Raw genomic sequence first — 15,946 nt, forward strand, 5'->3', positions numbered from 1 at the left:
AGTTTGTCTGGGAAACCCTAACTCTTTACAATCTTGATTAATGTAACATATATCAAGGTGTACAATGAGTGAGCAAATTCAGCATGGGGGCGCAAGAGCTGGCGCAGGTCGAAAAAAAGGTGTTGAAGAAACAAAAGTTATTCGAGTGCCTGAATCTCGTATCGTTGATATCAAAGAATACTTAAAGTCTCCCAAAAAAGGAAATGAAATTGATGATATTCGTCAGTTCGATCCTGTCACCAAAATGGAAATTCCACTTGTTATTGAGCGCGTACAAGCTGGCTTTCCCTCTCCTGCTCAAGATTACACCGATAAAAAACTTGATTTGAATGAGTTCTTAATCAATAACGCAAATGCAACTTTTATCGTTCGAGCCAATTCACTTTCAATGCTGAATGCTGGTATTGATATCAATGATGCTTTGATTGTCGATCGTAGTATTGAAGCGCAGCATAGAGATATCGTTATTGCTTGTATTGATAATGAATTTACTGTTAAGCGACTTATTGTTGATGCGAAAGGCTGCTGGCTTAAAGCTGAAAATGAAGGCTACTCAGACATTCACCCCGAAGAAGGTCAGCAATTCGAAATCTGGGGCGTTGTAACAAACGTGATTAAGAAATTCAGATGAAATCTCAAGAAGAAATATACGCGCTCATTGATGTAAATAACTGCTATGTGAGTTGTGAGCGTCTATTTAATCCCAAGCTTCGAGATGTACCAGTCATTGTCTTATCCAATAACGACGGCTGTGCTGTTGCACGTTCTCAAGAGGCTAAGGATTTAGGAATCAAAATGGGCGTTCCCCTATTTCAGATCCGCGATATTGTCGAAAAGCATAACGTCCAAGTCCTCTCAAGCAATTACGGCTTATATGCTGAAATGTCTCATCGTTTTCACTCGATTCTGTCTGATTATGTTGCACCAGGAGAACAAGAGATCTATTCCATTGATGAAAGTTTTTTGAGGCTCACTGCTTACACTGAAAACTATGATTTAACTGAATATGCCCAAGAAATACGTCAGCGGATCATGAAGTGGATTGGCCTTCCTGTATGTGTTGGTATTGGTCGTTCCAAGACTGAAGCTAAGCTTGCAAATCACATGGCCAAAAAAGGAAAACGCTTTAATAGTGTCTGCAACCTTGTGACAATGGACCCAAAGCATAGAGATTACTTTTCAGGTTTGATTGATGTGTCTGAAGTTTGGGGTGTTGGTCGTCAGCATAGTAAAAAACTACACAAAATGGGCATTAATACAGTTTTAGATTTAGCGCAAGCAGATCCTCACCAAATGGGTAAACAGTTCTCTGTCATGATGCAACGTACAGTTATGGAGCTGCAAGGCACTTCATGCATTGAACTTGAACAAGCACCACCTACCAAGAAACAAATTATCTCATCACGTTCATTTGGATCTAGGGTTACAGATATTGAATCTCTATCTGAAGCTATGAGTGATTATCTACAAAATGCAGTAAAACGCTTGAGAGAAGATAATTCCCTGTGCGGCTGTGTAATTGCTTTCGCTCAGTCCAATCCTTTTGATAAAAATAAGCCCTTTTACAATGAATCTATAAGCATTGGCTTTCCAGAACCTACAGACTCCGCTGCTGTAATGAATAAAGCTGTGATGCATCATATGAAAAAGCTGTTTCAAGAAGGAATTGAGTTTAAAAAATGCGGTGTAATTTTGACTGCTATCGAACCGAAATCGACATACATATATGACCTGCTTTCTGATAGTACACAGATAAAGAAAAATGAAAAACTTCAGGAAGCTTTAGAGAAAGTTAAAGTAAGATTTGGAGATAAGAAGATTGCTATTGGCCCATGTAAAATGCATGGCAGAGCGTGGGCTATGTCACGGCAGAGTTTGACTCAGAATTATTTTAGTTGGGATGGAATGTTGACGATAAATAATTAATAACTCATTATTTATTAAATTCTAAGTAAAGATAATTATGGATAAGAAAGTTAATTTAATTGGCAAGTTGTTTATAACATATGCATTTCTTCTTGTTTTGTGTTTTCTATTTTATTCATTAGTTATACTTCCTGAAACAGGCGCTGAAATTGTTAATGCAAAAGTTGGGATTTTAGGCTGGTCTGCAACAATCTTTGCTCCGATAGCCGCATATTTTTTATTGGATAGTTGGAAAGACCAGAGAAAATATGAATTGGAATATGAGTATTTATCCAACATCATAAAAAATTTAAAACCAATTTATGAAGAGCTGATAATAATCAGAGGCAACTCATTAATAATAAAAAACACAAGTGTGAAATTAATTTTATATAATGAGTTTATAATTAGAAGTAACCTTAATTTTCAAAATTCACTTCTAGCTTTATATCCGGACATTAATATTTATTCCAAAATAAAAAAAGATGATTTTTTAGAAAATACCTACCATAAATTCGATAAAAAATGTTTTCAAATTGAAATGCACTATAGATTCTTAATCGGTTTTTATAGTGATTATTATAATAAATCAATTAAAATCAATCAAATATATGAAAATAAAGGTAATGCCAATGATATTAAAGAAAAAATTTATGGATATTCCGATCAATTGGGTTTGAAGGATCAAATCATTCAAATAGAAAGCTTTTTTAAAGAAGATCGAACAGGAACTCTAGAAAATAAAATATTTTATTTTAAATTTTTAAATTACCTTGAAGAAACAATTCAGATGCATGAATTAATCCTAAATCACTGCATTGACAAATTAAAGCTAGATAAATCTAGCTAATTTTAACTGATTCTACCAAGGTAAAGCCCTCAATTTGAGGGCTTTTCTACAGGCCTAATAGTCTTAACTGAGGAATAGAGTTTTTTCTTTAGCTCGTCGATTAACAAGCCCCTTTATTTCTTTGCCGTTGTCATAGATCCAACGATCAAATTGAGATGCAGCACTGGAAAAATTGCTGTTATTAATTAGCGTTAACATCGTACTTTTAATAAAAGCAGTTTCGCCAATGTTATAAACAAAGGATGCCAGTGCATCAAATTGATTCTGACTTACAGCGACCTTTACGTGTTTATCAAGACAAGCATCAACCCATAGGCAATCGTTTTTAAGCCAAATTTCTGCTTGTCCACGGGTACATACATCACCTTTCTTAACGCGTACACCATTAGGATATTTAATTGTTCCATACCCAATGCTCCATACGCCACCAGTATCCAAGTAGGCTTGCAATTCAAGGCTTTCTGCTTCACGAATGAGGGATAAACCTTTTTCCGAAATATCACGCAGACCAGAAACTAAGGCATTCAGTTTAAATCCGATAATATCTGCGAATACTGGCAGTCCATGCATTGCAATAACTTTATCGCCAGCAATCACTTGTGCATTTGATAATTTCCCACCAGATAAAGCACGAAGCCAAGAATATGCTTGAGCAACTTGTTGCGATTGATCAATACTCACTTGTCACCCCCATTTCCAATAATCGAAATGAAAGCTGATTTAATCTCAGTAATAACTTCAGAGAGTGGTTTACCTTTCAGTAGTGCAATTGACTGATAAAGAATGCCGATCGCCATTAAGCCAAATACAGCGAACATCAGCATGATGAAGCCCTGATACATGGTTGAAGTCTTCAGCATTTCAAAATGCTCAATGAATGCTGAACCACCGTAAAGACTAACCGTAACACTGGCTGCAAATTTACAAATAACGCTGACAGTTACTTGTATTTTTCCGTTCTTATCAATATCCCCACTTAAGACAAGGGCAAGAATAGCCCCAACAATGGCTGGAATTATTTTAATAATCCACGGAATAGTATTTTCCTGCATGGCTTAATTACCTATGATTTTCTATATAGGTATTTTGGCGTGACAAATGAATGTGAAAAAAAGCCTGTTCCAAATAAAAAAGCCCGCTATATAGCGGGCTTTAAGATAAAACTTTTTTAATTTAGACAGAACTTAACACCGTCATATAAATTTGTTTCAAAAACTACGGTTTCATTTCTGCCATACACGGGATCAACAATATATTCATCTATAGCATTGGCATCAACGGTAGCGATTTTAACATCGACATGGTTATTTGCAGGATGAAAGAATGAAGCATACTCAACCTCATTATAGTATCCACCATTAGAGATAACCTCTTCAAAAGCCGAATTCAGTGGTTTTACTTCAATACCATACAGTGCAAATATAGATTTTAAATCTTCTCGTCCATCTCTAAACCCAATAATACGATATGAATGAATTTTATTGATTACAACATCATAATATCCACCTTCATTAATTGAACCTAGTGTAATTTTTTTGGTTGCACCCACACATGCATCATCTTCCGCCTCTTTTAATCGCAACACCTGCACACTGGGCACACCTGTATCCAAACAGTCCTGCACGGCGATGTAGTCCGGGTTCTTTGGATCATACCCAAGTTGACCACGAATATTACCCTGATGAATTTCCATCGGTGCATCAAACCGTCCACGCTTGAAACGGCCTAAGATTACAGCACCTGTCAGACCGTCCGCAGTTTGCTCTTCCGTGCGGTCAATAATATCCTGCCGCTGGATGCCAACAGCTTCACCTAAAATCTTTGTTGTATTCATCTATTTTTTCCTTCCCGAATTACTGATTACTTTAATTATTTCATTCCCCATTTTGATAAGGGCATTATGCTTTTGTGCTTCAGCTTCAATTTCTAACTTTCTCTTTTCCCATGCATCAGATGAATAAAAAAAGGCCTCAAAACTTATAGGCAAATTTAGAGCTTCATATAAAGACATCTTGCAATGCTGGGCCAGATCCTGAGCCGTGCTAAGCAAATGATTGGTCCAATTCTTTGATGATTCCGAAAAAGGCGGCAGCGGGGCGAAATCGAAGCGGCGCGTCATCTGCACCTCTTGAAATGACTAAACCTTGATTGCTGACATTTAAATGAATCATGGTAAATAATTGGTTATTGAGCGCAATGAAATCTTGATAGATCAAATCAAAATCGCTCTGAGTCTGCTTCTTTAAGAATTCTAGTCGCTCAGCAAACTGTTTAATAAATTCACTATCATTGACGTTGCGGTCAGGGAGTTCCGATAGAATTTCATGCCCGGCATAACTGATTTGAAATGCCAGCATGCATGCAATCCATTCCGCAGCATTGGCACAATGCTCTTCAAGGTACTCTGCTTCCCGACCAATTAATTGCCGCACAGTAATGCCATTTTGTGAGATTTCAGGCTGCCAGTTTTCTTCAGAATGCAAATAGCATTTAGAAAAATCTGCATCAGTGGAAAAAAGTGTGGCTGACTGCTTTTCTACATACTTCAGCATCAAGCAATAACGCTCTTGAACTGTCATATTCAGCGGCTGCTCTTTATTAGACAGTGCATGTGATAAAAATGCACTGATACGCTTCTCATTCAGTTGTTGATTAATGGCTGCGACTTTCAAAGCATCATTGAATACAATTTCTTTCATTTGATATGTGTTATTGCCAATAGGCACAGGATCAAAACTAAGCATCTTTATTACTTCCCATAAAGTTTACGGACATCATCAGCATCCCATGCGGTACGGCTCACCATGCTTAGATTTACGGCGAGGTTTAAGCGGTTTCCATGTTCATCAATCGGTGTAACAATTGGAGCAGAGACACTTTCTATAATAAAAGGCCAATAGGTTTTACCGTGTGTCGTCAGCGAGATATACGGCGGAATAACCCCTGAAAAAAGTCCTTTTGGGGCATCTTTCCAACCTCCTTGCTTAACAGCTTCAGATACATCTGTTAAAACAGATTGATCAGATAAAAACTGTGGGACCATCCACGATTCCAGCTGCATGATTTTCTCTTCAACTTCAATTTTGGCATCCCCTAATGCAATAAAAAAAAGACTGAGGTTGAGACGTATAGAAGCGGTTGAAAGGAATACCTGCGTTGTATTGACCTTATTCAGATTAGTTTTACCTTTTACGGATTCGGCAAATTGTGAAAAAGGGCTTAGTAGTTCACCAGCAGCTTTAACAGCGCCACCAAGTATTGTATTTTGAGTATTTTCAGCCATTCTCCCCATAGCTTCTAAGGTTTGACCAGTCTGCAAACCCGCCACCAGCATCGGCATTTTCAGCTCTGGATTACTGTTTTCAAAAGGCGTTTGCCATTGGCTTTCCATAGTTTTATCGCCATCTACCAAGAAAGCGCGGATCGTGGGTTGGTTGGTGTCTATGGCAATAACCTCATTGTTATTTTCATCCAGTGAAGTCGTACAGACATTGAATTCCGCAAACTTATGCTTTGAAACTGTTCCCCAAAATGGATCAGCATTCATCCGTTCCGGTTGAACCGCTACAGGAGTATTAGCGGCTGGCACTTTTGCAAGATTATTACCCATAAAAAAAGCCCTGTGATATACAGGGCTATTTTCTCAAACTAGAATTGAATTTGACTCACACAGTTCCAATCACGCTATCAGCTCACTTGCCAAAGCAGCCAACTCTTTCACTCTCTCCAATTCAGCCTGCGTCTTAGCAGTGAAACGATTGGCTAAACCTATCTTGCCGTTAAATGTTGCCAATGCCACCTTATCCAAACCGTTAACAAAGAAATACTGCGGATTACGTTTCCATTGCTTGACCAGTCCCTGTTTTTCCAATTCAAATAATCCTAAATGAATTGGATTCTTTTCGATAAACTTTGCACTTTTTTTGGTTTGTGTATTACGACCAGCAATTCGCCATTCCATTTGCTGAATTTTGTCTTTTTGATGCTCAATTTCTTTTTGCTTGGCTTGTAAACGCTCCTGACGTTTCTCATGATTACGCCTCATCTGTCGGCCTTTGGAATTATCAACAAACGGCGTTCCCCCATGCCCCATAAAAGGCTGATCGGCAAATATGGTGTTAAATTCTTCTTCTAAACGTGCGAGTTTAACTGCCATCTTTTCCAATACAGTTTTAGGCTGATTTTCTTGGCCTCCCAAATGATCGACAACATCAATCAATTGATCAATCACATCCAGCACATTCTCTTTCGTCACAATACTGTCAATAGAGTCAAACTCAGACCATGTATTCTGAAATTTCGCTGGTAGATCCGCCATAGCAATGCGCTCAATACTCCCAAACCCTTGCCAACCAGTTTCAAAGTTTGAGTGGTAAATCTCTTTAGCTTCATCCTCAGTTTCAGCACCAATAATGATTTTATGCTCATCAAAACTACCATCTGAAGCCAATTGACGAATGATATAGGCATGTTCTGGATCTGAATCTAAATGATTTTTAACAAATACATCGATTTCATCGCCATCGGCACCCGTTGTATTTTTGATGTAGCCATAATGATGCTGCATTGTGATTTGCCATTCTTTACCGTTGGGATCAGTACCAGAACGAACTGAATCTGCTGGGTTCTCAATTGCAATATTCAGCTCACCAATCTGTACGTTGCCTTTTAAATACTCTCCAGTAATCAAACTATCCTGATCAGGCAGTAATGTTCTGTTATAGGGTGAAGTAGCAGCTTGATGGGCATGTTTATCAATGAGCGTAAATGAGTCATTGGCTGAATCAAACATGCTGATCGTGGCATGGTCCCCGTAATTGTCATTGATCACTGATACTGCATAGTTGATTGCATCTTTAATACTGACAGGCTCAGGTTCACCAAACAGCCCCATATTTAAGTGATCAATCGCCTGCTTTTCCGCAAAATCAGCCATGGCCTTGAACAGCATGCCCATCTTCTTGGCACTTCGGCTATTCTTAGACAGGAATACAGCCAGTTCTGGTACACCCTCTCCCAAATCGCCAAATAAACCCTGTTGCTGAACAAACTCGGCAATATCTTGGTCATTTCGCTTTGCAGCTACAATTGTATTTGCTGCATCGATAATGGCATTAGCTACCCTTTTATCTAATGCTTGCTCCATACCGTCAATAATTGAACTAGAGACATCTTGAATGTCACCACGACTCACAGCTTGAGCTTCAATAAACTTCGGTGCGGCTGCACCTAAGGCATTTAGCATATTCTGTAAATCTGGTTTTGTTTGGTCCGCCATCATTTCTAGCAACCGATCATCGTTGTAAGCCTTGCTGAAAATAGCTGCTTTAATCCGTGTCACTAGCGCCTGAGTCGGCTTGCCCTCTGTGGTCATGTACTGCGCTGCTTCTGTATCCCCAATGGATTTCAGAAAGCCAAGAATGAATTTCTGATTACTGGCAGTCAGCAAATCCCCGTCATCACCAGGAGTAAATAAAGCCAATAGATTTTCATCTAGTCGTTTAGCGTCAGATCTAGCACGCTCAGTTGCACTGAATGAGAGCTTATCGTCTTGATTGGCTTCTACTGTAAATTGAACCCGATCCACCTCAGACGTTCGGATACGCACTAAAATAGGTGCTGTAAAATTCTCAACCTGATCAGCTGAAAATCCAAAATATTCAGCTTCTTCAATTAGCCACTGCCGATATTCATTCGCTTGCCCGCGCTCATAAGCCAGCTGTATGGCCATAGTGCGTCCATTGCCGGATTCAACCACTAAATCATCCCCCACAATTGGTGCACCAGTATCAGCACGACCAGAACGGCCAAGACTTTCCGGATCTAATCCATTTGAGGTTTTTTGAACCCAAGCCTGTGATGATTCGCGGCTGCGGTCACGGGGTTGCAGCTCTTGAGGATAATTAGGATTTTCAGCACCTGTAGAGGTATGTGAAGCAATGATTTGATTAGACTCGAGTAATGCAAATACCGTTGAAACCTGAGTGCCTTTGGCTGTTTTAACCTTGTTGCTGCGACCTTTAATTACACCAGAGCTAAAAGCCTTAAATAGTGTCTTGAATACTTCTTCTTCAGATAATTCATGACCTTCCTTATCAGTGATGCTTAGAATTTCAATGTTGATTTCTTGATCAGCTTGTGCTTCAATTGAGTCAAAGCCTACTTCTGCACTTTGGGGTCTCGAGCCTGTGATAAAGTCCGTAAGTAGGTTTTTTTGTTTTGAAGCTCCTAAATAATAGAGCAGATTTCCATGCTCATCTAAAGACACCTTTAGCTGAATTTTTAGCGTAAATTCTTTTAGTACAATATCTTTTGTAAAATGATAAAAACCTTCTGAACTATCTTCCCTATCCTTATGTAGCGGTACTAAATCACTGATTTCACCTGTCATAAGTACTTCTGGTATATAAGGTATCGCAAGATATTTCACATCCCGCATCCGGTCATGAATTTTTCCCCGTGATTTAGAACTGATTCGGACTAATCCAATAGCTGTTTTCACCGACTTACCTAATAGGTGCTCATTAAAATAAGCTTTTGAGGCCAAGATTAGTTTTCCGTCATGGTTTTCGAGATTGGATAAATATTCACGGTACTGTTTTTCAGCCTGTTCACTGTTCCATTCAACAATCTCATTATTCTCAATTTTAGCAATTAGCTCATCGATGGTTTTTAACACTTCAGATTCATTCTGAATACTGTCAATTTTTGCAAAATCACTCATCACACACTCAAAAAAATAGCCCTGTTAAGGGCTATTTTGAAAGATGTAGTACGGCTAATTATTCCGCTGTTCCAACCATATCGTTCACTTGGGCAATCAGTACGTTTACAGCATTAATCAGTAATGGATCTTGCAGATTTTTTTCCGCTTCAGCCCGTACTTTCTGCAACAGCTCGACAGATGCTTCTGCCTTGCCATCAATAATAGACTGATACAGTGCGTTTACAGCTTCTGCAACTTTTCCACCTAAAAGCTCAATCAGCTCGCGCAAGCGCTTAGCGCTGCTCAGTTTTTCCATGCCTTTCTGAGCTGGAATTGCATCTACCAGCTGGCGCAGCTCTCTAGTCAACTTTAGTTTTTCCATAGCATTCATCATCATATTTTCCTATCAGTGAATTTGGGATGCTTGACCAACTTGGTAGACTGAATAAGACGAAACAGCTTGTTCAAACAAATCACTTAAATCAGCTGGCAGACGGTTTCCTATTTCTTCAAGCTGCGTTTCAATTTCGTTTGCTTTGGTGAAATCCACCTCGCCTTTAATAATTTTATTTAAATAATCAGCGTCATCTGAATTTCCTGCACCGCCGTCACCCGCATTCGATGTATCCAATATTTCAGGAAGCTCTGCAAAAGCAGGATATTTTGCAATCATTTCCTCAATCGTATTAAAGAATCTCGGTGCACCAAATCCGCGGTTCCATGCCCGAGACTGAGCATTATTGGCTGAGACTTCCCACTCACCACTTGTATTCACATGCGCAGTCCAAGAATCAATTTTTTTGTCATTCTTGAAGGCTTGATAATAGCCTTCGCCTAAATCCTCAATAGGCGGATATGTTTTTGGAGGAAGTGGCTGTGGCTTGCCCTTTTCCCAAAGTTTTATCGTTTCTTCCACAAACGCAACCAAACTCACCAGTGCTGCTTTATCTTCATCTTTTTCAGCAGCAGGACTAAAGGGCCGATCTAGCAGATCTTTTGATTTTTGCAAATTATCCTGAATACGCTCTGGATAATTCACTGAATAAAACTCTTCAGGATCAGCAGTGGTATATGACATATGATGCTCAAAGCTCAATAGCTTATATTGCTTCTCAAGTTCTGATTTTGAAACAGCTTTTCCATCTGGATCTTTAGCAACATTCTCATTCTGAGCCGGTTGTTCATCTAGCTGATTCAGTAGCCCCTGAATTTCCGCTTCAAGCACTGCTTTAGTATCCTGTTTATCAAGCAAACGCTGTTCTGCATCTGCTAGTGCCTGAACATTCTCAGCTTTTTTTGCCTGAGTTCGTTTAAAGCGGGCGCTGTTCTGATTGACCAATTTCATGATACGGCCAGCCAGTACCGGCATTGCAATGCCTTCACCCTGATTCGGCTGTATCGCGCCAGTAATATCACGGTTATTCATAAGGATCTTCCATGAAATCAGCGTATCCTGCGGCGCAATCTTTTTAGCTTCACGGTCAGGATGGTGGAATAAAATCGTGATGCTTTGACCGTCTTCAAAATTATAGGAAACGGCGATGTTCAGCACTTTTTTATGCTTAAACGGCTTTTCACTCTGTTCAACATTCAGAATTTTTACCCCGCCTTTTGAAGTGCTCTGCATGACTTTATGCAGCATACCCATCAGCTTTTCTAAATACTGGTATTCAACAATAATTGAATCAAAGTCCGCATACACTGCACCAATAGACTCCAACAGCGGTACTAATCCGTCAAACTCCTGAAGCAGTCCGCCATGGTCGTCATGACGTTGCATATCTAGCATTAAATGGGCCGTTTGACCTTCATGGGAAGTGAGGTTAATTCCGTCCCAACCCGGTACTGTTCCGCAAGTCACATCTTGAAGTTGGTCCAGCTGCCATTCAGGAATGATGTTTTTATTTTTATGATAGTGCGGTACTGCTAAATGGCGCATAAGACCCTGTGTATTGGTTTCAATCACACTATCTACAGCTGAATCAAAATCGAATATGCGGCCGAACTGCAATACCGCCAGTGATGAAGCCTGCATATCATCTACGGCGCCCAATACCGCAACAGAATCAAATGCTGCGATATCATCTTTATGGCCTTTTAAATTCACGATACGCCATTGATCATCCTCTGTGGCTGTTTCAGTCACAATTGCATTCAAAGTCCGATATGTGCCCTGAATGATGCCGATGGAGCACGTTCCGCTGTTTACAACTGAGTCAAAGCCTGCAACGGTACGGGATTGATGCGGTGCCCAATGCTGTTTGAAAATATTAATATTACGCATTAAAAATGCCTCAACTTTTTATACTTGAGGCAATTTTGTCACTTCAGGAACTGAGTCAACTTAAACTGTTCCAATCACTTCAGCATTGGAAACATTTTTATAAAATTAAGCGTCACAATTCCAACACCGCCACGGTTAGTTGCATCCAGCGGGATACTGCCAGTCTGTAGGGCGACTAAATGCTGAACTTCAAACACTCTTGTTGAATAGCTATGTTTATCATAAATATAAATCGTCATCCGCATTAGATAGTCTTTTGGTAAAGCCTGAGTGCCACCCTCTGCTCCATCTGGAAACATAATGGCCTTTATGGCTCGAGCACTATTTAATATTGCTGCATTTCGAGTCTCAATAAATGGAATCGAAATTTCACCAGAACTATTCCCCGTCAGATAATTCAGCTGAAAACTACCGACATTCGCGCTATCAGTTTGAGCATCCAGTACTGATAAATCGATGCTTTGACATAACCAAGGTAATTTTGAAGTATCAATTAAAGGAATTTTATCTATAAATGTACTCGCCAAAAATCCCTTTTCTCCTTGTTCAAAAGCGTTAAATTCCCCAACGAGTTGATGTGTTAAATCATATGTATCAAACAATTCAATTGTTTCTGTCGCAAGTTTTCCATTTTCATCAAATGGCTCTAACCAAACTCCAAAATGAATAGTTGATATTGTTCCCAATGCGTAAAGTTTTTTGTAGTAAATTAATGCTTCATCGATTGGCATCCCAGACCACATACCATAAGCATTGCGACTTTTTGAAATATTAAGATGTAAGGTCATACAAATTACTCACTTCCATTGCTTTGCCTAGAAGCTGCTATATCAGCTGCAACGCGCTTAGCATCGTCATAATTGAACCCAGCATCTTTTTCTAGAATATATTGCATGGTTTCTTCACTCAGATCCGATTCTTTCAGTGAATTAATCACCTGAATCTTTAACAATGAAGTATTCATTTGTGTCTGCTTATTGCTATTTTCTTCAGTAACTGCCGCCGATTGACTGCTTGAAAACTCAACCTGCCAAGGATAATCTAGCGGGTCAAACTGCTCGTTATATGCATAGCCCCAATCCAGATGCATGATGTGATTGACGAACTCTGTTGCTGACTGCCTGATCCACATAGAACGGCGCATGACTTGGCTCGAATAGGTCAAGGTCGCAGCTCCATCGCCAAGACCACCTGAAAGCATATCTGCCCAACCCACTAAGGATGGATCAAGACCAAAGCCCCCCATCAGCAGGCGCACATTAATCATGAAGGTTTCTATATTGATCGGTGAATTTCGCTGGCCTTTAATGTCACCAACGGGGTTTAGAATCTGCTTTTCATCCCAAGTCGGCAGTACATGATATTTGGTATTCCAAATGCCTTCGCCACCTTCCAACGCATTTTTCACAAACTTCTCATGATCTTGCAGCATCCCCTCTAAACCGCGCTTATATGCTTCGCGCTGCGCCTCAGGCATACCTGCCATATTCAAGGATAAAAACATCTGATTGACAGCATCTGCGACTTGCTGACTATTCATAGTGGTTAAGGACAGCATCACATCATCATAGGCTTTCTCAATTGCAAACAAGAATGAACCACCCACCATGGCAGGTAGAATCGGCAATTCATCGGGTTCATCTCCCTCCAGCATTTGCACAATCAGACCCGTTTCCACTAAATCAAATTGAGGCACATTGACAATACGGGGCATCTTTAGCCGAACCATTTGCATTGAACTCAGTTTGGTAATGGTTTTGGTCCAGTTTTTAGGATTCAAGGCAAAGAAAGCGACCGTTTTACTTCCCTGCTCAAATGCCTGCAGTAGAGGCGGATGGGTAAATTCATTACAAAGCATATCTGTAACGCCTTTACTTTTTTTACCATAGATCCGTGCATAAGCATCACCAAAAGAAATGCCATCAGAACACATCTTAGTGATGTATCTATTGATCAATGTTTCCATGGGTTTGATACGCTTTTGTAGCTTCTCCAACTGATCTTTGGCCGATGCACCTTTTTCACCACGCAGGCGTTCAGCAGGTGTAATAAAAATTTGCTGGCCATTATGGGTATCACCACCTAAAGCCGATGTGACATGAATGCCGATGCCTTCCGCTACTGGCGAAAAACGAAGCATTTGCTCCCATTTCGTATAAATTTCTTTGCGGGTTCGTTTACGGTTCTGTGGAGTAGAATTGGTGCCAAGTGAAAATGGCGCAAATGAATCGTACATCTGCACCATGGTTTCTTGGTTGTCATTTGCCAGCTGTTGAGGAATGCTGTTGGCACTCGGTCCAAGCAATAACGAAAGGATATCTGATGCAGCCATACCACCGAAGCCATGATTCTAAAATTAATATCAATTCTGGCTGAACGAAGTTTGCCAAAATGTATTAAGTTCCATTCGGGTTGTTTGGAATGGCTGGGGTGTCTGGTATATCAATGCAGACGCTGGGGAACTGAATATTTAAAATACTTAAAACAACTTTTACAAAGCTGACAATTTTCTCCATAACAGCCATCATCATTGCCTGCATATACATTTGCATTGCTTCACGCAGCTCGAATGCTAAGCAGCTGAAATCAGGGAAAAAGGGTGATGGAAATTTGATGACAGGCAATGATGGGAATTGAATCATTGCAAATATGGCGTTTATATCCATTTTCAAAATCTGCATTGCATGCTTAATAGCTTCAAACTCATTTGTAAAAGCATCGATGACCTGCCCTGCAATTGCTTCAGCCTTTGCCTTGACCATCTCAACAATCATGTTTTGTAGTTCTTTTAAAGTCGGCAACTTAGGTAAGGTTAAGACGGCATTAATCTTAAGCTTACTCAGCACCTGATCAATCAGACCTTTCACCAACTCAATTAAGCCAGTACAGCTGAAATTATAAATCGCTTTTATAATTGCATTGATTTCAAATGACGGGATGCTCAAGCCAAAATAAATCGGCAGTGGCAAAAAGGAGGACAATGCATCTAAAAATGCTTGGCCATGCTGCTTCAATGTATCTTTAACCCGCTGCCTGAGAACATTTGCATCCATGGCCATCAAATCAATAATACTAATATTCAAGAATGGAATTTTAGGCAGCAAATCCGCCAAGCTTTGCCCTAACAGGCTGGCCATTGGCCGAATCATCGCCATCAGCGTTTTGATTGAAATCCTGCTCTGCCAATACTGGATCATTTGCGAGATTTCATTCGAGTATTGGCTGATATCCAGATAAATAGGGATCGGTATGCCGATTGAAGAAATCAGGCCCTGCCATTTTGAAAAGTCAGGCTTAATTCCCTTCAGCTGCTCAAACAGTTCTTTATAGCTTGGCGGCGGAAATGAAATGCAGAACTGCGCCACAATTTTATACTCCGTTCATGCTGATCTGAGGCGCCGAAATGCTAACTTTCGCCTCTGAGGTCAGATTGATCTGCACCGCGCCATGGATATTGACCGTTTCACTCCCTTCAACTTCAATAACTTTGGCCTGTGCTTTAAAGTTACTCCGCGCCAGCAACTCAATATTTTCTTGACGTATACGGCGCGTATCTACGACAGCGTCTTCGCCGTGGCTGCTGAAGAAAGCAATTACTGGACGGGACTCTTCGCCATTTTCAAAGAAAACATACACATCTTCCCCGGCTAAAATTTCCCGCTCAGTATCCTTGTCACTGTCACCAACAGGATATGCAAAAGTCGCTGTCAAACCTTCACTTGCCCCATCCGTCATTCCGTGGATATGTACTTTTGCCGTCCGGTTCTTTGCGCTGTAGCTTAGAATTTTGGCCCGCTTGAATCCGAATAGCATCACTCTTCTTCCTCTCGCAGAGAAATGCGCAACACCTGCACACTAGGAACATTTGTATCCAGACAGTCCTGCACCGCGATGTAGTCAGGGTTCTTTGGATCATACCCAAGTTGACCACGGATATTACCCTGATGAATTTCCATCGGCGCATCCACGCGACCACGCTTGAAACGGCCTATGATCACTGCGCCCGTCAAGCCCTCTGAGGTTTGCTCTTCGGTGCGGTCAATAATATCCTGACGCTGGATGCCAACCGCTTCACCTAAAATTTTTGTCGTATTCATAAATTTGCTAGCCTTAGTTTTACTATTATTCTGGCTTTAGCAGGAATAAATATAAAATGCCTGTTCCAATAAAAAAACCCGAAAAATTCGGGCTTTTTTATGAA

Annotated in this window: 15 protein-coding genes and 2 pseudogenes; 3 read left to right on the plus strand and 14 right to left on the minus strand. The window is 40.3% G+C overall.

What is annotated here, in order from left to right:
* Positions 1–64: 64 nt before the first annotated feature.
* From B9T30_RS08170 to B9T30_RS08180, 3 genes are read left to right on the plus strand one after another with little or no spacing between them, the layout of a single operon-like run.
* Positions 65–631, plus strand: coding sequence for a LexA family protein (locus B9T30_RS08170; RefSeq protein WP_086184537.1), 567 nt, complete (start codon positions 65–67; stop codon positions 629–631).
* Positions 628–1,926 (plus strand): Y-family DNA polymerase, encoded by a 1,299-nt coding sequence (locus B9T30_RS08175; RefSeq protein ID WP_086184538.1) that lies wholly within the window; start codon positions 628–630, stop codon positions 1,924–1,926. Before B9T30_RS08170 ends, B9T30_RS08175 begins: the two co-directional genes overlap by 4 nt.
* A gap of 37 nt (positions 1,927–1,963) precedes the next feature.
* A complete protein-coding gene (locus tag B9T30_RS08180; protein ID WP_086184539.1) occupies positions 1,964–2,755 on the plus strand; it encodes a hypothetical protein in 792 nt (263 codons plus the stop codon).
* A gap of 63 nt (positions 2,756–2,818) precedes the next feature.
* Here the strand turns inward: B9T30_RS08180 and B9T30_RS08185 are convergent, their stop codons facing one another.
* From B9T30_RS08185 to B9T30_RS08250, 14 genes and pseudogenes are all read right to left on the minus strand, one after another.
* Complete coding sequence (locus B9T30_RS08185; protein WP_086184540.1) at positions 2,819–3,436, minus strand: lysozyme; 618 nt, start codon at positions 3,434–3,436, stop codon at positions 2,819–2,821.
* Entirely contained in the window at positions 3,433–3,807 is a 375-nt protein-coding gene (locus B9T30_RS08190; RefSeq protein WP_086184541.1) for a hypothetical protein, read from the minus strand. Before B9T30_RS08190 ends, B9T30_RS08185 begins: the two co-directional genes overlap by 4 nt.
* A 521-nt stretch (positions 3,808–4,328) precedes the next feature.
* Positions 4,329–4,589 (minus strand): annotated as a pseudogene (locus tag B9T30_RS16815) (hypothetical protein); the annotation flags it as partial.
* Positions 4,590–4,766 (minus strand): hypothetical protein, encoded by a 177-nt coding sequence (locus B9T30_RS16480; protein ID WP_171264140.1) that lies wholly within the window; start codon positions 4,764–4,766, stop codon positions 4,590–4,592.
* Positions 4,767–4,797: 31 nt separating this feature from the next.
* Positions 4,798–5,499, minus strand: coding sequence for a hypothetical protein (locus tag B9T30_RS08205; RefSeq protein ID WP_086184543.1), 702 nt, complete (start codon positions 5,497–5,499; stop codon positions 4,798–4,800).
* Positions 5,500–5,504: 5 nt separating this feature from the next.
* Entirely contained in the window at positions 5,505–6,365 is an 861-nt protein-coding gene (locus B9T30_RS08210) for a hypothetical protein (RefSeq protein WP_086184544.1), read from the minus strand.
* Positions 6,366–6,434: 69 nt separating this feature from the next.
* On the minus strand, positions 6,435–9,479 hold the full coding sequence (locus B9T30_RS08215; RefSeq protein ID WP_171264141.1) for a hypothetical protein: 3,045 nt from the start codon (positions 9,477–9,479) through the stop codon (positions 6,435–6,437).
* A 58-nt stretch (positions 9,480–9,537) separates the two neighbouring features.
* On the minus strand, positions 9,538–9,843 hold the full coding sequence (locus B9T30_RS08220) for a hypothetical protein (protein ID WP_227518950.1): 306 nt from the start codon (positions 9,841–9,843) through the stop codon (positions 9,538–9,540).
* 24 nt (positions 9,844–9,867) lie between these two features.
* Positions 9,868–11,745 (minus strand): hypothetical protein, encoded by a 1,878-nt coding sequence (locus B9T30_RS08225; protein WP_086184545.1) that lies wholly within the window; start codon positions 11,743–11,745, stop codon positions 9,868–9,870.
* 74 nt (positions 11,746–11,819) lie between these two features.
* A complete protein-coding gene (locus tag B9T30_RS08230; protein WP_086184546.1) occupies positions 11,820–12,533 on the minus strand; it encodes a hypothetical protein in 714 nt (237 codons plus the stop codon).
* 5 nt (positions 12,534–12,538) lie between these two features.
* On the minus strand, positions 12,539–14,077 hold the full coding sequence (locus B9T30_RS08235) for a hypothetical protein (protein ID WP_086184547.1): 1,539 nt from the start codon (positions 14,075–14,077) through the stop codon (positions 12,539–12,541).
* Positions 14,078–14,141: 64 nt separating this feature from the next.
* Complete coding sequence (locus B9T30_RS08240; protein WP_086184548.1) at positions 14,142–15,110, minus strand: hypothetical protein; 969 nt, start codon at positions 15,108–15,110, stop codon at positions 14,142–14,144.
* A gap of 124 nt (positions 15,111–15,234) precedes the next feature.
* A pseudogene (locus B9T30_RS08245) lies at positions 15,235–15,558 on the minus strand (hypothetical protein); the annotation flags it as partial.
* Positions 15,558–15,842, minus strand: coding sequence for a hypothetical protein (locus B9T30_RS08250; RefSeq protein WP_086184549.1), 285 nt, complete (start codon positions 15,840–15,842; stop codon positions 15,558–15,560). The pseudogene B9T30_RS08245 and the gene B9T30_RS08250, both read right to left, overlap by 1 nt.
* Positions 15,843–15,946 lie beyond the last annotated feature (104 nt).

Origin of the sequence: Acinetobacter sp. ANC 4973, assembly GCF_002135275.1 — a bacterium.
Taxonomy (GTDB): domain Bacteria; phylum Pseudomonadota; class Gammaproteobacteria; order Pseudomonadales; family Moraxellaceae; genus Acinetobacter; species Acinetobacter kyonggiensis.